The organism is Achromobacter sp. K91, from assembly GCF_003576205.1.
GTDB lineage: Bacteria > Pseudomonadota > Gammaproteobacteria > Burkholderiales > Burkholderiaceae_B > Achromobacter > Achromobacter aegrifaciens.
In genome coordinates, this window is the sequence record NZ_QWFB01000027.1 from 379729 (window position 1) to 396526 (window position 16798).

The 16798-nt window shown below is 66.2% G+C and carries 19 protein-coding genes; 14 read left to right on the forward strand and 5 right to left on the reverse strand.

Annotation, left to right across the window (positions count from 1 at the left end):
* Positions 1-55 precede the first annotated feature (55 nt).
* From DXK93_RS11225 to DXK93_RS11235, 3 genes are all read left to right on the forward strand, one after another.
* On the forward strand, positions 56-910 hold the full coding sequence (locus DXK93_RS11225) for a neutral zinc metallopeptidase (protein WP_054453266.1): 855 nt from the start codon (positions 56-58) through the stop codon (positions 908-910).
* A 169-nt stretch (positions 911-1079) separates the two neighbouring features.
* Complete coding sequence (locus tag DXK93_RS11230; RefSeq protein ID WP_054453268.1) at positions 1080-1616, forward strand: hypothetical protein; 537 nt, start codon at positions 1080-1082, stop codon at positions 1614-1616.
* Complete coding sequence (locus tag DXK93_RS11235; RefSeq protein ID WP_054453270.1) at positions 1613-2377, forward strand: DUF1828 domain-containing protein; 765 nt, start codon at positions 1613-1615, stop codon at positions 2375-2377. The genes DXK93_RS11230 and DXK93_RS11235 overlap by 4 nt, the downstream gene beginning before the upstream one ends.
* Positions 2378-2384: 7 nt before the next feature.
* Here DXK93_RS11235 and DXK93_RS11240 read toward each other — a convergent pair whose 3' ends face one another.
* Positions 2385-2657: a hypothetical protein gene (locus DXK93_RS11240; protein ID WP_054453716.1), complete on the reverse strand. Its 273-nt coding sequence runs from the start codon at positions 2655-2657 to the stop codon at positions 2385-2387.
* 271 nt (positions 2658-2928) lie between these two features.
* Positions 2929-3666, reverse strand: a complete 738-nt coding sequence (locus DXK93_RS11245; protein ID WP_119450075.1) for a helix-turn-helix transcriptional regulator — start codon at positions 3664-3666, stop codon at positions 2929-2931.
* A gap of 88 nt (positions 3667-3754) precedes the next feature.
* On the opposite strand from DXK93_RS11245, the gene DXK93_RS11250 reads away from it, so the two are divergent.
* On the forward strand, positions 3755-5023 hold the full coding sequence (locus tag DXK93_RS11250) for an MFS transporter (protein WP_119450076.1): 1269 nt from the start codon (positions 3755-3757) through the stop codon (positions 5021-5023).
* Here DXK93_RS11250 and DXK93_RS11255 read toward each other — a convergent pair.
* From DXK93_RS11255 to DXK93_RS11265, 3 genes are all read right to left on the reverse strand, one after another.
* Positions 4983-5615 carry an FMN-binding negative transcriptional regulator gene (locus DXK93_RS11255; protein WP_119450106.1) on the reverse strand — a complete coding sequence of 211 codons (633 nt, stop codon included), beginning with the start codon at positions 5613-5615 and terminating at the stop codon, positions 4983-4985. The genes DXK93_RS11250 and DXK93_RS11255 overlap by 41 nt on opposite strands.
* Positions 5616-5711: 96 nt before the next feature.
* Positions 5712-6200 (reverse strand): GNAT family N-acetyltransferase, encoded by a 489-nt coding sequence (locus tag DXK93_RS11260; RefSeq protein WP_054453276.1) that lies wholly within the window; start codon positions 6198-6200, stop codon positions 5712-5714.
* 43 nt (positions 6201-6243) lie between these two features.
* Complete coding sequence (locus tag DXK93_RS11265) at positions 6244-6438, reverse strand: hypothetical protein (RefSeq protein ID WP_054453278.1); 195 nt, start codon at positions 6436-6438, stop codon at positions 6244-6246.
* Positions 6439-6710: 272 nt separating this feature from the next.
* Between DXK93_RS11265 and DXK93_RS11270 the strand changes: the two genes are divergently transcribed.
* The 10 genes from DXK93_RS11270 to DXK93_RS11310 all read left to right on the forward strand — a co-directional run bounded on the left by DXK93_RS11270 (position 6711) and on the right by DXK93_RS11310 (position 16722).
* Positions 6711-7406 carry a DUF3313 domain-containing protein gene (locus tag DXK93_RS11270; protein ID WP_054453280.1) on the forward strand — a complete coding sequence of 232 codons (696 nt, stop codon included), beginning with the start codon at positions 6711-6713 and terminating at the stop codon, positions 7404-7406.
* Between the two features lie 202 nt (positions 7407-7608).
* Complete coding sequence (locus tag DXK93_RS32125; protein ID WP_165867876.1) at positions 7609-7776, forward strand: hypothetical protein; 168 nt, start codon at positions 7609-7611, stop codon at positions 7774-7776.
* A gap of 105 nt (positions 7777-7881) precedes the next feature.
* Positions 7882-9510 (forward strand): hypothetical protein, encoded by a 1629-nt coding sequence (locus DXK93_RS11275; RefSeq protein ID WP_119450077.1) that lies wholly within the window; start codon positions 7882-7884, stop codon positions 9508-9510.
* An 84-nt stretch (positions 9511-9594) separates the two neighbouring features.
* Positions 9595-10497 (forward strand): LysR family transcriptional regulator, encoded by a 903-nt coding sequence (locus DXK93_RS11280; protein WP_054453284.1) that lies wholly within the window; start codon positions 9595-9597, stop codon positions 10495-10497.
* A gap of 189 nt (positions 10498-10686) precedes the next feature.
* Positions 10687-11625, forward strand: coding sequence for a hydroxymethylglutaryl-CoA lyase (locus tag DXK93_RS11285; RefSeq protein WP_054453286.1), 939 nt, complete (start codon positions 10687-10689; stop codon positions 11623-11625).
* Between the two features lie 9 nt (positions 11626-11634).
* Positions 11635-12603, forward strand: coding sequence for an SMP-30/gluconolactonase/LRE family protein (locus DXK93_RS11290; protein WP_054453288.1), 969 nt, complete (start codon positions 11635-11637; stop codon positions 12601-12603).
* Between the two features lie 28 nt (positions 12604-12631).
* Positions 12632-13654 (forward strand): TRAP transporter substrate-binding protein, encoded by a 1023-nt coding sequence (locus tag DXK93_RS11295; protein WP_054453290.1) that lies wholly within the window; start codon positions 12632-12634, stop codon positions 13652-13654.
* A 3-nt stretch (positions 13655-13657) separates the two neighbouring features.
* Entirely contained in the window at positions 13658-14242 is a 585-nt protein-coding gene (locus tag DXK93_RS11300; RefSeq protein ID WP_119450078.1) for a TRAP transporter small permease, read from the forward strand.
* A complete protein-coding gene (locus DXK93_RS11305) occupies positions 14239-15519 on the forward strand; it encodes a TRAP transporter large permease (RefSeq protein ID WP_119450079.1) in 1281 nt (426 codons plus the stop codon). The genes DXK93_RS11300 and DXK93_RS11305 overlap by 4 nt, the downstream gene beginning before the upstream one ends.
* Before the next feature lie 24 nt (positions 15520-15543).
* Positions 15544-16722 carry a CaiB/BaiF CoA-transferase family protein gene (locus DXK93_RS11310; protein ID WP_225589088.1) on the forward strand — a complete coding sequence of 393 codons (1179 nt, stop codon included), beginning with the start codon at positions 15544-15546 and terminating at the stop codon, positions 16720-16722.
* The last annotated feature ends 76 nt before the right edge of the window (positions 16723-16798 follow it).

Consider the following 16798-nt stretch of genomic DNA (forward strand, 5'->3'; position numbering starts at 1 on the left):
AGTACAGAGCGGCGATGCAAAATGGCGGGAACGCCGACCCGCCCGGAGAAACAGTATGCGCCTTGATGACTCGCGCGAAAGCGACAATGTGGAAGACCGCCGTTCCAGCGGCCCACGCATCGGCGGCCGCGGCACCATCGGCATAGGCACGATCGTGCTGGCCCTGGTCGCCATGTATTTCGGCGTGGACCCCAGCGTGGTCCTGCAGATGGCCGAAGGCCCGCCCGTGCAGCAACAGCAGGGGCCCGCCACGCGTCCGCCCGCCAACGACAAACAGGCAGTGTTCGTCTCCAAGGTCCTGGGCGAAACCGAAGACACCTGGAGCGCCATTTTCCAGAAGGACCTGAACCGCCAATACGTGGCGCCCAAGCTGGTGCTGTTCCGCGGCGCCACGCCCACGGCCTGCGGCACCGGACAGTCGGCCATGGGGCCGTTCTACTGCCCGGGCGACAGCAAGGTGTACATCGACCTGGCCTTCTTCGACGAATTGCAGAACCGCTTCAAGGCGCCGGGCGATTTCGCCCAAGCCTATGTCATCGCGCATGAAGTCGGCCACCACGTCCAGCATCTGCTGGGCATCTCCGACCAGGTGGACAACCTGCGCCGCCGCAATCCTGCGCAGGCCAATGCATTGTCGGTGCGCATGGAACTGCAGGCCGACTGCTTCGCCGGCTTGTGGGCGCAGCGCGCCAACGCGGCCCGCAACATCCTGGAAAGCGGCGACGTGGAAGAGGCCCTGACCGCCGCCACCGCGATCGGCGACGACCGCCTGCAGAAGCAGAGCCAGGGCTATGTGGTGCCCGATTCCTTCACCCACGGCTCCTCGGCCCAGCGCGTGCGCTGGTTCAAGCGCGGCCTGGAGAGCGGCAGCATCAAGCAGTGCGACACGTTCGGCGCCAGCTCGCTATAGCCGCGACGCGCCGCCCTTAGGCTGTACATCCATACAGCAAAAAGGGCGGCGCAGTCTTCATCTTGTAAGATTACGCCCCCTCGCAGTGTTGCGCGTGCGCCCGCCGCCGCGCGGCGCTTGCCAGGCGCGCTGCCCGGCGCGCGCATTTCCAAGACCCTAGATCAGTTCCATGGCCAACAAGTTCGAACCGCTAATCACCGTTGATGAGGTGCAAGAGATTCTTGCCGAACCCAAGGAAACCGTAAAACCGATCGCCTGGGTGCCCAAGCCCGCCGCCAGCAATCTCCAATGGATGGAATTCGCCTGTGCCTGCCGGGTCAAGGGCGAAGTGCGTGAAGACGTGATCTTCCGCGCCACCTATCGCGGCGCGCGCACGGCCGTGCACGGCCAGGCCACGATTTTCCTGGCCGAAGCGTTCTGCGCCAGCCTCTTCGTAGGCCCGCACCGCGTGTTCGGCGTGGACACCGACGACTCCTTCCACACCAGCCTGGTGGGCGAAGGCCGGCCTCAGTACCGCAAGCCGCTTGCGGACCGCAGCCATGAACACATCTGGGTGGACGATGGCGAAGGTTATGCCGAGCCCATCGTGCCCGCCCTGCAGAATATCGGCGCGCTGATGCAGTACTTCCTGCCGCGGGCGAACCTGACGCTCACCGGCGGATTCGCGCATCCCCTCAAAGGCCGCCAAATCGAACTGATCCTATGAGCACTTTCCTGGAAGCCTCCGGCTGGACCGTCCTGCCGGCGGGCGAGCACGCCATCCGCGCCATATCGCCCATGACACTGGGCCTGGACGGGCAGCACGCGGCCTTCTTCATCGCGCATCCCGACGAGTCCACGTTCTACCTGACCGACGCCTGTGAGACCGCGATGCACGCGTCCAGCTACGGCATCGACCTGGCGGCCAAGCGCATCGACATCCTGAATGAAACCCCGGGCGTCAGCCTGGCGCACTTCGACCGCGACGGCGCCATCGTCGCCAGCGGTCCCAACGAGCAGCTGCAGGAAGCGCTGTGGGACGCGGTCAAGCTGGCGATGGCACTGTCGTTCCAGTGCGCCAAATGGATGCCGAAGTTCAGCCAGTTGCGCTTTCGCGCCCAGGTCGGGCGGGCGCTGGCGGCGGGCGTGGGCGTGAACCGCATGGTCAAGGGCGCGCGCGCCAAGGGCAGCAGCGGCCACACGGCCGATTTCGCCTTCGCCGTACGCGCCGCCAGCAGCACCGCGTTGACGTACATCGAACCGATCGCCCTGAAGGCCGGCAAGAAAATGGACTGGACGCAGGTCTACCAGACCCACGGCAAGATGTCGGACGTGAAGATGGCGGACGCGCGCAACTCGCGCATGGTCATCCTGGAGGACGGCGCCTCGGCCGAGGAATTCAAGAAGGCCGTGACCATCCTGGAACAGTCCGCGACCGTGCAGACGCTGGCCAAGACGCGCGATTGGCGGGAAGTCTTTTCCGGCTAGGACGGCGTCAGGCTGGCAGGTTGGTCAGGCCGTCGACGATTTCGCGGCCGTGCAGGATCGCTGCATGCACCGCTTCACGCGGACTGTAGACAAAACCGCCCTCGGCAAAACGCGGAACCGGATATTCGTCGCCGCCTTCGAGCACGGCGCCTGCCTGGACCACCATCACCGACGCTATGAATACGGGGCCGCTGGATTGCGCCTGAACCTCGGCGTCTGCGCCCCGGGACACTTTGGCCGTCAGCCGGTATCCCTTGTAGATCAAGTTGTTCTGATGCACTTCGGATGCCCTCTTTGTGCGATCCAGCATACCCCGCTTGACTATGACAGTTCGGATATGTTTTGTAACGATGGCAGAAAATAGAAACACTGTTGCATCGCGATAGGTGCGTCCCCGTTTCCCAGGAACGCTACGCGCGGCCCATCCGCGCGCCGCATGTCCAGGGTTGACGCGGCTTGCGGCGCAACGCGGGGCGCTGCCGCAACCCGTCCCCACCCGGGTTCACGGGGATTTCCCTAGATCTGTTGCATATGCACACCTTATTGCAGGCTCATGCGGCGACATTCCGGTCCCGGCGCGCAGCGCTCGCGGCGGACTGCTCATCCGCTGGCCCGAAGAAGGCGGGAAACTGCTTTTCGCCCTTCTTCGTCACGCTCAACGCGCGCGAATCCAAGTCCTTGCTGATCCAGTCGCGGCGCGTCAGCGCCTCCAGCAGCGCCGCGCCCAAGGCGCCGCCCAGATGCGAGCGACGCTCGCTCCAGTCCAGGCAGGAACAGGCGAAACGCCGCCGGCGTTGGCGCGCCTGCATCACGTCCACGCCTATCTGCGCCAGGGCCGCCTCGCCCAAAGGCGTCAGCAGGTAATCGCGCCCGTCCGCCGTCAGCCATTGGCGCGACAGCATCGCGTCATGGATGCGTACGGCCAGGGTGCCCGCCATGTGGTCATAACAGGTACGCGCCTCGCGCAGCGCCGAGGGCGTGCTGGGTTTGAACGGCACGCGCTCCGCGCCGGCCACCACCAGCAAGGCCTCCAGCGCATGTCCAACCTCGCCATTGGCCAGGCGGTAGTAGCGGTGCTTGCCCTGCACGGCCATTTCCACCAGCCCTTGTTCCCGCAGTCGCAGGAAATGGCTGCTGGCGGTGGAGGCGCCGATGTCGGCGGCGGCCGCCAGTTCGGTCGCGGTGCGGGCGCGGCCGTCCAGCAGCACGCACAGCATGCGCGCCCGGGCCGGATCGGCGATGGCGCCAGCCACGGCGGAAAGATTGATGTCGGCGAACTCGGATTCCATGATTCGTCACAGACCAAAGTGTTGTGTGCAGAGTCAAGCATACTGCGACTCAACGCAACAAGACAGCGGCCGGCCTGCCCGGACACCCATGCGCGCATCCCGGAAATTCTTTGGCTGGACAGTGCTTTACGCCACCTTCGTGCTGGCGATCTTCGGCTGGGGCGTCGGCTTCTACGGCCCGCCCGTGTTCCTGCATGCCGTGACGCAGCGTACCGGGTGGGGCGTGGCCCTGGTATCCGGCGCCGTCACGCTGCACTTTCTTTGCGGCACCCTGGTGGTCGCCAACCTGCCGCGGCTGTACCGGCGTTGCGGGGTGCCGGCGGTCACGCTGGGCGGCGCCGTGCTGCTCGCGTTCGGCGTGAGCGGCTGGGCCGCGGCCGCACAGCCCTGGCAGCTCTATGCGGCGGCGCTGCTCTCGGGCATGGGCTGGGTGACGCTGGGTGCCGCCGCCGTCAATGCGCTGATCTCACCCTGGTTCGTCCGCCGCCGCCCCGCCGCGCTGGGCATGGCCTACAACGGCGCCAGCGTCGGCGGCATCGTCTTTTCGCCCTTATGGGTTTACCTGATCGGCCAGGCAGGATTTGCCCAGGCGGCCTTGTGGGTAGGCGCGGCGATGGTGGCCGTGATCGCCGTGCTGTCGCGCAAGGTGTTTGCCCTGACGCCGCAACAGCTGGGCCAGGAGCCAGATGGCGCTTGCGCTGCAGCGCAGGCGCCGGCGGCCACGGCAGGCATCGCCTCGCCCGCGCCGCTGGCGGGCCTGTGGCGCAACCGCGCCTTTCTCACCCTGGCCGCCGGCATGGCGCTGGGCCTGTTCGCCCAGATCGGCCTGATCGCGCATCTGCTGTCCCTGCTGGCGCCGCTGCTGGGCGCACAGACCGCAGGCCTGGCAATGGGCCTGGCTACGGCCGCGGCCATCGGCGGGCGCACGCTCGTCGGTTGGCTGATGCCTGCCGGCACCGACCGGCGCAAAGTGGCCTGCCTGGCCTACGCCATCCAGATCGCCGGTTCATTGGTTCTGATGCTGGCCGCAGAGCACGCCTGGGCCATCTGGCTGGGCGTACTGCTGTTCGGATCAGGCATAGGGAACGCGACCTCGCTGCCGCCATTGATCGCGCAGACTGAGTTCGCCCGCGAAGATACGCAACGCGTGGTCCCGCTGATTGTCGCCATGTCGCAAGGCGCCTACGCCTTCGCGCCCGCGTCGTTCGGCATGCTGCGGGCATGGTCCGAACAGGCCGGGCAGCCACTGCTCTGGTTCCTGGCGGCGGCGGCCAGCCTGCAGGCCGCCGCCATCGCCTGTTTCGCGTTGGGGCGCGTTACTCCAGCCCGCCGCGGCGGGCAACCAGCCCAGCCATGACGGCATCGCCGTTTTCGCCGGCCAGGCCTTCGGCCACGCCGCGCCTATCGGCAACCGTTCGGTTCTGGCTGACCTTCCATTTGCCTTCGATGCGCGCAATGGGAATCTCCACGCCGACGATGGCGCGCATCTGGACCGCGATGAAATCCGCCGGCGCGTCGGCCACGCGCCAGGGCTGCGCGCGCGCTTTCTCCTGGCTGTCGGTCAGCGCATCCAACTGGGCGCGCAGCCAGGCCGGATCATCCTGAATCACCGGCGCGCCCCAGACGTGCACGGCAACGAAGTTCCAGGTGGGCACGACCTTGTGCGTCTCGGCCTTGGTCGGGTACCACGACGGCGTGACGTAAGCCTGCGGTCCGTGGAATACGACCAGGCATTCGCGGCCCGAAGCAAGGTCGGCAAGCTGCGGGTTGGCGCGGGCCACATGCAGGCGCAATACGCCATACGGTCCTTCCGGATACAGCAGACAGGGAATGTGGTTCGCCATCAGCCCGCCCTCCCCGCTGGTCGTGAGCACGCCCAGCGGATGGGCGCGGATGAAATCGTGCTGGACTTCGGGCGAGTCTTCGCGAAAGGCGGACGGCAGGTACATGGCGGGTTCGGCGGTAGCGGCTGAAAACCACAACATACCGCCATCGTGGCTCCATTTCCAGGACCAGCTCAGGTTCTTTTCATGGAGCCAGCGGCATCAGGCTGGCAAGCGCTTTTCCAGCAGGATGGTGGTGAAGCCGCTGTCCCATTCCTCGTCAGGATAGGTATCGATCTCGGCATAGCCGTGCTTGCCGTAGAACTGGCGGCTGCGCATATTGAAGGAATCCGTCTCCAGCCGCGCCTGAGCAAATCCCGCAGCGCGGATGGCCGTTTCCATCCAGGCCAGCAATGCGCCGCCGACACCCTGCCCTTGCCTTGCGGGATGCACATGCAAGGCCCAGATGAAGTCGTTTTCCCAATCCGCCATGCCCGCCAGCACGCCGTCGATTTCGCACACCATGAAAAGGCTGCCCCTGGCGCTCACATACTGGCCCGTCTTGCCGCTTGCGCGAAACTGGGCGTCCCTTTCCGCCGTCATTTCCGGCATCCACGTGCTTTCGTAGGTGCGCATCAGCAGGTCTTCGAGCAAGACTGCGTCCTCAGGCCGGCTCGGCCTGATCATGAATTTCTGTTGTTGGTCCGTCATGCGCGGCAGTGTAGCAACGCCGCTCCCAAGGAGATGCGCGCGCTTATCGTCGCACGCGTTCGTATGCCTGGTTCATGCGATCCCGCGCCCCGGTTTCGTTGGCGTAGGCGCGGTCATAGTTGTCCAGGCAATCCTGGGTGGGATTCGGCCACTTGATCGCGGCGATCGCGGCGGTGAGCTCGTCGCGGGCCCGCTGCCAGTCCTTGACGGCGGCATACCATTGCTTGGCGGTGTCCATAGTTGTCTCCCTATGTTCACTCGTCCATCGTAGTCCCGCGGCGGCTTTCCGCGGCAGCTATTACGGCTTACCCGCAATGGAGTCTTCCACGCCCCGCCGATCTTTCGTTTCAGTTTTCCCAAAATGGAATTCTGCTTTGCAGCGAAACGGGGCTTCCACCCCTGCCAAAGCGGAAAATGCGGCGCGAAACGGGGCAATAATTGGGCCGCCCGCGACACGCGCACGGCCTTTCCATCTGCCGCGCCGGGCGCCATTTTCAGGAAGAGAAGAATATGAAGATCCGTCTCGCTCTGGCCGCCTGCTGTGCAGTGATCGGCCTTGCCGGCTGCACCAACCTGCCCAAGCCGCAGAACTATTCCACGTCCCTGGGTGAAAACCAGAGCCGGCTCAAGCAGGATCCCGACTGGAGCGCTGGCATGGTCTGGGTGCGCCCCGGTCCGCCCATCGGCAGCCAGTACCAGAAAAAACTCATTCTGGAACCGGTGCAATACATCCAGGGCGACCGACCGGACGAGCTGGACATGAAAGCCGATAGCGCCATGCGCGAGCGCGCGCTGGCCTACCTGAACGAAGCGATCCGGCGCGAGTTCGAACAAGCCGGCTACCAACTGCTGACACGGCCCGCGCCACACGCAATGCGCCTGAGCGCCGCCATCACCGGCACCTTCCGCAACGAGCGCGACCCCAGGATGATGGAATACATCCCCATCGGCTTCGTGATCGGCCAGACCGTCAAGGCGGCCGGCTACCGCGACCAGTCGGCGCGCCTGCTGCTCGAGGCCGCCCTGCGCGACGCCAATACCAACGAGCTGCTGATCACTTCGCTGGGCACGGTCACGGGCGGCAACCTCCCCGCTGACCGCAAGCCCACCGCGGACGACGTGCGCAGCGCCATCGATGACTGGGCGCGCAACGCGCGCGAACAGTTCGACCGCATCTGGCAGGAAGACCAGCCGGAAGCCGGTTAGAGGCTGCGCTCGCACCGACGGGAACTTCCTGTCAGAGTTGACAGGTCTTGATCCATAAAGGCGGAACAGAACGGGCCAAAGCGGGTCGAATTCATCGCGTTTTTCAACCGAAAATCACGATGTGATGAATATTGACGTCAACCCTCACTTACCCAGTGCCACGGCTAATGCTACTGTTCCGCCTGTGCAAGGAGTACATGCAATGGATCAGAAAACCAAGCCCTGGGCTTTTCCCAAGCCGCATCCGGAAAATACCCCGCGGGGCGAACGCAACAAACAGGAGTTCGACGCTCCTGCCCAAGACCCGAAACCCGCGCCCAAGCCACGCGCGAAGAAGGAGACGCCGGCCGCCAGCCGGGCTCGCACATGAGCCCGGCCGGGCGCCCCGGCCTGCTCCTCGAATAAGCTTATCCCGCCTGCCCATGGCCCAGCGCCCGCATTCGCGATCAATGGCGCGTGTCTCGCGGAAACCAGCATGGCCATGATCGCCGATCCGCCGCTGCGAGGCAGCGGCAAGATTACCGGAGTGTTCTTCGACCCTGCGGGGGAAATCGCGGCCGTGGCCTCCGAGTTTCCCCTGCTCGCGAACCCTCGCGCCCGCGCGGCGTATGGCGGCCAGACGTTGCGCTATCGCGTGGCGCTGTACCGCCGCGGCAGTCCCATCCCGTTCGCGGCTTTCGACCAACTGCGCCATCCCGTCAACCACATCGCTTTCCATCCCGCCCAATCCGTGGTCGCGATCGGCGCAGGCAGTTATGACGGCGGCTATCTGTTCGAAGGCGACCTGCTGGTCTGGGATTGGCGCAGCGGGCTCTCGCGCCGGTTCTTCCGCAACATCCCTGAAGTTGCGCATTGCGCCTTCACCCCCTCGGGCGACGGGATCGAGGCGTGGGTGCGGCCCTGGGACGAAGAATGGGAAGGGCTGCCCGACGATCCGCCCGACGCCGCATTCAACACCTTGTTCGTCGTGCGCACGCCCTACGACGCCGCGACCTGGTCCGATGCCGGTCCCGGCGAACTGGAACTGTCAGGCGACGACATCGCGCCGGCAGCAGATCCCCCCGCGCCGGCGCCAGAGTCCCGCCTCGCGCAATGGCTAGGGCTGCCGCAACTGGGAAGCCGCAAGGCCATCCATGATCTTGCGTGGTTGGACGCCAAGCGCATCGCGGTAGCGCATGGCGGCTGCCTGCTGGAAATCCAAGACGTCGAAGACGGCCTGGTCGCCGCATACGCCGGCGCCGGCCATGGCGCCGAGATCATCCGGGCGGCGGGCATCCATGTACACGTCGTGGAAGCCTCGAAGCGGCCCGACATGAAGTGGCACCAGGATTCCCGGCTGTATACGCTGACGGACGACGGGCTGGACCTCGTCGGCGAGTACGACGGCGAATACACGTTCTCTGCCTCCTCGCAAGGCGTATTGCTGGGCCGCAGGAACCGCAACCCCGCAACCCGCAACGCGTGCGACCTGCTGCGCGACCTGGGCTCGGGCGCCGAACGGCGCGTGGACCTGGGCCATTACGACTGCTTCAATCACTACATCCGCATCAGCGGCGCGCCGTCGCCGTTCTGCGTCCAAGGCACGCCTGCAAGCTCCCACGAGGCCAAACGCCTGTGCATGGTCATGCCCGACGGCCGGACCAAGCCGCTGTGGCCGGTGCTCAAGGCCAACGGCAAGCCCGACAGCCACGCCATGGAACTTGCCGGCTGCTACGTCGACGACGCGCAAGGCGCTGGCCTGGTCATCAGCGGGCGGCACTACGCTCCCGCCGTCAACGTCGCCTGCGCCGGCTTCATTTACCGCAAACCGCTGGACCGTGACCGCGAACTCTGGCGACATTCCACCACTGCCTCCGCCAGCGCGGTCGTCTTCATGCCCTGCCCCGGGCTGATCGCCGCTGCGTTCCTGGACGGCGGGCTGCTGTTGCTGGATGCCGCGTCGGGCGAGATCCGGTTGCGCGCCAGGATGCGGCTGGAAGGCCTGCCTGCATTGGTCTTCGCGCTGGATGCCCATGAGGAAAAACTGGCTCTGGGAACGGCGGATGGCCGGATCTCCATCATCGCGGTCGACGAACTGCTGGCGCGCGGCGCGGCGCAGGAATAGGTGGAAATCGGCTAAGCGTAATCCCCTAGGCCCGCGGCCCGCGACTGCCGCTATCCTCGCGGACGTATCTATCCGCGACTTCCCATGACCCCTCGTCTGGATCTGTATACCCTGCAGGTGTTCCTGGCCGTGCTGGAAGAAGGCAGCATCGCCGCGGCCGCCGCGCGCGAACATATCGCGCCATCGGCGCTATCGAAGCGCCTGTCCGAACTCGAACGCGTCCTGGACGTCCCATTGTTTCAGCGCCATGCGCGCGGCGTCGAACCGACCAGCGCCGCACACGCGTTGGCGCGGCGCGCACGCACGCTGCTACATCAAACCCAGGATCTGGCCGCCGAAATCCGCGACTACTCCGCCGGCCTGCGCGGCCGCGTGCGCGTCGCGGCCAACCTGTCTTCCATTGCGCAGTTCCTGCCGATGGAACTGCGCCGCTTCCTGACCCAGCACCCCAACGTGCAGATCGACCTGGAAGAGTCCGTCAGCGCCGGCGTCACCCGCGCGGTGATCGACAACGCCGCCGACATCGGCGTCTACACCCAATCCGACGACGAAAACGGGCTGGACATATATCCCTACCACCGCGACGTCATGGCGCTGGTGACGCCCTCGGGACACCCCTTGTCGCGACACCGGCAGGTATCGTTCGCCGATACGCTGGACTATGACCACGTCGGCATGCACCGGGGCAGCGCCGCGAACTATCTGTTCACGCGCGAGGCCGCGTCCATGAACCGTTCTCTGCGGCTGCGCTTCCAGGTCACCTCCTACGACGCGCTGGTGTCCATGGTGCGCGCGGACCTGGGCGTCGGCATCGTGCCCACCAAGGCCCTGTCCGCCTATGTGTGCGACGCGCTCTGCATCATTCCGCTGACTGACGCCTGGGCGCACCGCCAGCTCAAGTTGTGCGTGCGCAGCAATGAATCGCTATCGGGCGCCGCCCGGCTGCTGCTGGATCATCTGATCGCTGAAGCCGCAACGCAGCAATAGGACGCGCGAGCCTGCCCATGCGCGACGCCTGGCCCCCGAGCCATCTCGTTTCGCGATCCCCCGCCGAAGATTGACGATTTGTCCTGCCAGGGTCCATCGCAGAAGATGGTGGCCGACCACCCATGTCCCGGACATCGCCGCGCAAAGCCCTCGCGGGCGCAGGATCCGGGCGCCAGGAGACGACAAGCCATGAGCCTTCCAGACCGAGTCGAAATCGTGGAAGTCGGCATGCGCGACGGACTGCAGATCGAATCCGAGTTCGTGCCCACCGACACCAAGATCCAGATCCTGAACGCGCTGATCGACGCAGGCGTGCGGCGCTTCGAAGCCACCTCCTTCGTTTCACCCCGCGCCGTGCCGCAGATGCGCGACGCGCAGGAAGTCCTGCAGGGCGTGCGCAAACGTCCGGGCGTGGTGCTGGGCGCGCTGGCGCCCAACCGCAAGGGCGTCGAACGCGCGCTGCAGTCGCAGGCCGACGAGATCGTCGTGTTCTTGTCCGCCACCGAGAGCCACAACACCAAGAACCTGAACCGCCCGGTCGAACAATCGCTGCGCGACATCGAGGACATCGCGCAGCTGCTGAAAGACCACCCCATCAAGCGCAAGGGCGCCATTGCCGTCGCCTTCGGCTGCCCCTTCGAAGGCGACGTGGACCTGGGCCGCATCCGGACCATCTTCGACCACTTCGCGCGCCAGGGCTTCGACGCCGTGACGTTGGGAGACACCACCGGCATGGCCACGCCCCGGCTGGTGCGCGACACGGTCGAGACTCTGCGGGCCGACCATCCCGGCGTCAAGATATCGCTGCACTTCCACAACACGCGCGGCATCGGCCTGGTGAACGTGGTGGAAGGCCTGCGCGCCGGCGTCACCTCCTACGAATCCTCGCTGGCTGGGTTGGGCGGCTGCCCGTTCGCGCCGGGCGCCACCGGCAACATCTGCACCGAAGACCTGGTCTACCTGCTGGACGAGATGGGCGTGGACAGCGGCATCGACCTGGGCGCGCTGATCAAGGTAGCCCAGCGGCTGGAAGGCATCGTCGGCCGTGGCCTGCCCGGCCAGCTGATGAAGGCAGGGCCGCGCCTGCGCCTGCATGACTATGCCGTAGCCGCCGGCGCGATCGGCTGAGGAGCCCCCATGGACAGCAAATCGAATGGCGGCGCGGTCCTGGACCTGTCGGCGGTGCGCGAGACCGGCGTCAACTTGAACCGCCCCGAATGCGTGCTGAGCACGGCCGCGGGCGATCTCTACGTGTCGGACAAGGCCGGCGGCATACGCCACATCCTGCCCAACGGCGACGCGCGCCTGATCGGCGCCCAGTCCGGACTGATACCCAACGGCTTCGCCCTGTTGCGCGACGGCTCGTTTGCCGTCGCCAACCTGGCCGACGACGGCGGCGTCTGGCGCGTACAGCGCGACGGCACGGCGGAGCCCTACATCATGGAGATCGACGGCGTGGCCCTGCCCGGCGTCAACTTCGTCTGGCTGGACGAGCGCGAACGCCTGTGGATCTGCGTCAGCACCGTGCGCCGCGGCGACCATCAGTTCCGCCGCGACATCGCCGACGGCTTCATCGCCGTGCGCGACGAGCGCGGCACCCGCGTCGTGGCCCAGGACGTGCATTGGACCAACGAATGCCGCACCGATCCGGACGGCACGCACCTGTACGTCAACGAAACCTTCGGCCGGCGCCTGCTGCGCTTTCGCATCGGCGCCAACGGCGACCTGAGCGAACGCGCCGTCATCACCGAATTCGGCAAGGGTACCTATCCCGACGGCATGGCGGTCGATGAAGAGGGCCACATCTGGGTGGTCAGCGTGGTCTCCAACCGGGTCATACGCGTCAGCCCGCAAGGGCAGCAGCAGCTCATGCTGGAGGACGGCGACGCCGCGCACATCGACAGGCTGGAAGCCGAATACCTGGCCAATCGCCTGAGCCGCCCCATGGTTTACGACAACCATAGCAAGCGGCTGCAGAACATCACCAGCCTGGCGTTCGGGGGCCCAGAGCGCAAGACCGCCTACATGGGCTGCATCAATGGGTCCCGCCTGGCGGTGTTCGATTCGCCGGTCGCCGGGCTCAAGCCCGTGCACTGGAACTGGTAGGCCGGATCCGCATCCCGGAGGAGACATCATGCACAAGAAAATATCGCAGCAACTGGTCCGCGCCTCGGCAGCCCTGCTGGCGCTTTCGATCACCGCCGCCGGCGCGTTCGCGCCCGCAGGCCAGGCGCAGGCGCGGGAAATGAAGATCGCGACCATCGCCGCCTCCAACAGTCCCTGGGACCATGCCATGCGCGCCTTTGCCGAAGAGGCCGCCAGGCAATCCCAGAACGAACTGCAGGTGCACGTCTACACGGACGGGCAATTGGGCGACATCAGCAAGATCCTCTCATCCATGCAGCTGGGCACGCTGGACATGGGCTACTTCGGCCTCGGGTCAGTGGTGTTCCTGCGCGGCGCCCAACCGCTGAACATCCTGTATGCGCCCTATCTGTTCAAGAGCGGCGAACAGGCCGAGCGCATCATCAACAGCGACGAGTTCGCGCAGATCTTCGATGACGTGGCCAAGAAATCCGGCGTGCGGGTGTTTGCGGCCTTCGGCATACGCTCGCCGCGTGCGCTGCAGACCGTATCGCGGCCCATCAACAAGCCCGAAGACGTCAAGGGCCTGAAGCTGCGCATTCCGGCCATTCCCATCCTGAAGTCCACCTTCGAAAAGCTGGGTGCGCAGGTCGTGCCGCTGGGCATGACCGAAATCTACACCGCGCTGGGCCGCGGCATGATAGACGGCCAGGACAACGGCTTTGATCTTTCGATCCCGTTGCGCTTCCACGAGGAAGCCAAGTACTGGGCGGCGACCGACCACGCCTACGAGCTGACGGGCTGGTTCATTTCCGAACGCGTCTGGCAAGGCCTGGACGCCAGGCAGCGCCAGGCGCTGACCGAGGCGGCCAAGGCGGGCGGCAAGGTCGCCACCCGCCTGGACCAGGAGCTGGACGACAACGCAGTCAAGCTTCTGAAGGAAGCCGGCGTTACCTACACGCAGCCCGACAAGGCCGCGTTCAAGGCGGCGCTGGCCACCGTCTACCAGCAGTACGAAGGCAAGGATTGGCCGGCCGGCATGGTCGAACGCATCCAGAAGATGCAGGAGTAAGCCATGGCCGCGCCCATGCCCGCGCCGACCGTGCGCGCCTCGTCCCACGCGGCCTCCGGCTGGCGCGGCCTGGCGCTGAGCGCCGACCGCGCCGTGTGCTGGATCGGCCGGCTGGCGGTCGCCCTGACCCTGGCCATGGTGCTGGTGTTCTGCTTCGCCCAGGTCCTGGACCGCTATCTGCTGAAGACGCAGTTCGACGCCTGGGACCAGGTCGCGCGCATCGGCATGCTGTGGTGCGCGTTCGTCGGCGCGGCCATGGCGTTGCGCGAGCGCCGCAACGTGGTCATAGACATCATCGACCGCCATCTGCCGGAACGCGTGCGGCGCGCGCGCGACCGCCTGTTCGACACCTGCCTGCTGGCGCTGGCCGCCACCCTGTTCTACAAGGGCCTGGACGTGGTCGCCGTGGGCAACTTCCAGGACATCGTCGGAACGCCTTTCACCTACGCCGTCAGCTACGCCTCGCTGACCGTGGGCATGGTGTTCTTCATGCTGTTCCTGGCCCTGCGCCTGCTCATCCCCGACGCCCCCGCGCCGCAGGACGCCTTCGCGCGCGGCGAGCCCGACACCCCGGGAACGCATCCATGATCCTCTTCTCCGTCGTGCTTTTCGTCGTGCTCATCCTGGCCGGCCTGGACATAGGCTTCGCAATGATCACCGCCGCCCTGATAGGTATGCTGTTCAAGGGCGGCGGCGGGGTCGATATCGCCCAGGCGCCGCTATCGATGCTGGGCGGCATAGACGAGACCGCCCTGGTCGCGATCCCCCTCTTCATCCTGGCCGGCGAACTGATGAACCGCGGCGGCGTCACGCTGCGGCTCATCACCTGGTCCATGGCCATGGTCGGGCATATGCGCGGCAGCCTGTCGCAAGTCTCGCTGACCACCAACCTGGTCATGGCAGGCATCAGCGGCTCCGCCGTGGCCGACGCCAGCGCCATCGGCACCGCCATGATCCCTTCGATGAAGCGCGAGGGCTACCGGCGCGGCTACCCCGAGGCGGTCATCGCCTGCGGGGCGATGCTGGGTCCCATCCTGCCCCCGTCGATCCCGATGATCGTCTATGCGGTGCTGGCCAACCTGTCCATCATCCGCCTGTTCCTGGCGGGCATCATTCCCGGCTTCATGCTGCTGGCGGGCTACATGGCCATATGCGCCTGGCAGGCGCGGCGCCACGGCTACCAATCGCGTCCGCGGGCCAGTTGGCCTGAGCGCGCCAGGGTGACGCGCGCGTCCATCTGGGCCTTGATGATGCCCGTCCTGATCATCGCCGGCATACGCTTCGGCCTGCTGACGGATACGGAGGCCGCGGCGTTCGTGGCCGTGTACGCCCTGCTCGTGGGCCTGGCCGTGTACCGGGAACTGAAGCCGGGCGAGCTGGGATCGGCGTTCTACTCAGCCGGGCGCACCATGGCCGTGGTGCTGTTCCTGCTGGCCGCCGCCGGTCCCTTCAGCTGGCTGATCAGCGAATCGCGCGTCGCGGCCACCATCGCCAAGGGCATCCTGGGCATCTCCGACCAGCCCTGGGTGGTGCTGCTGACGGTGAACGTGTTCCTGATCCTGGTGGGCAAGATCCTGGAGCCGCTGCCGGCCATGATCATCACGCTGCCGGCGCTGCTGCCTATCGGCGCCCAGCTCGGCATGGACCCCATCCAGTACGCCATGATCCTGATCCTGAACCTGATGACGGGCATGCTGACGCCGCCGGTCGGCATCCTGCTGTTCGTCACGTCCGCCGTGGGCCGCACGCCGATAGGCCCCATCGTGCGCGAAATCGTGCCCTTCTTCATCTGGTCGCTGATCGTGCTCGCGCTGATCTGCGCCTTTCCTCCCCTGACCTTGTGGCTGCCGCGACTGGGCGGCTGACCAAAATCCAAGCAGATGCAAACCATGCCACTTACCGGAATCCGCGTCCTGGACCTGACCCGCATCATCTCCGGGCCTTACTGCACATCCATACTGGCCGACATGGGCGCCGAAGTGATCAAGATCGAAGCGCCCGGCGAAGGCGATCCTATTCGCCGCCAGGGCGTGCTCAAGGACGGCCTGAGCTGGTACTTCGCCAACTACAACCGCAACAAGCGGTCAGTGACACTGGACCTGTACAGCGCCGAAGGCAAGGACATCCTGCGCCAGCTGATACCCCACTGCGACGTCGTGATCGAGAACTACCGGCCCGGCATCATGGACAAGATGGGCTTCGGCGATGAAGCGCTGAAGGCGTTGCGGCCGGACATCATCCATTGCAGCATCAACGGCTTCGGCGCGTCCGGTCCCTATCGCGACCGGCCCGCCTTCGACTTCATCGCCCAGGCCATGAGCGGCTTCATGAGCCTGAACGGCGGCGAAGACGATCCGCCCATGCGCGCGGGGCCGCCCATCAGCGACCTGGCCGCCGGCCTGAACGGCGCGCTGGGCGTGGTGGCCGCGCTCTTGCGCCGCGAGCGCACCGGCCGCGGCGACTCCATCAGCGTCAGCCTGCTGTCCAGCATGATAGGGTTGCTCAGCTTCCAGGCATCGAACTACTTCGCCAGCGGCGAGCTGCCTCCGCGCACCGGCAACGACCACGGCATCGTCGCGCCCTACGGGCTGTTCGAGACGGCCGACGGCCAGGTCGCGATCGCCCCGTCCAACGATGCCATGTACGAGAAGTTGCTGGACGCGCTGGAACTGCCCGAACTGCGCGTGCATCCGGAATTCCAGGCCAACGCCGACCGCATGCTGAACCGCGCATCCATCAAGGCCGCCATCGAGGCCCGCACCCGCCAGAAGGACAGCCACTACTGGATCGAACGCCTTAACCAGTACGGCGTGCCCTGCGGGCAGGTGCTGAACCTGCAGGAAGTATTCGACGACCCGCAGGTAGCGGACCAGCAGATGGCCATGGACGTCGCCCATCCCGATGGCCAGCAGGTGCGCATGCTGGGCTTTCCGATCAAGTTCGCCGAAGCGCCCTGCCAGGTCCGCAGCGCCGCGCCCGCATTGGGCGCGGACACCGATGCGGTGCTGGAGGAATTGGGCCTGTCGCGCGACCGAATCAGGGAACTACGCGAACAAGGAACCGTCTAGCCAAACAGGGAGCCTGAAACCGCCCGCCGCAACCGAACCCGCAGTACGCGTCAGCAGCATCCGCAGCAACCGACGT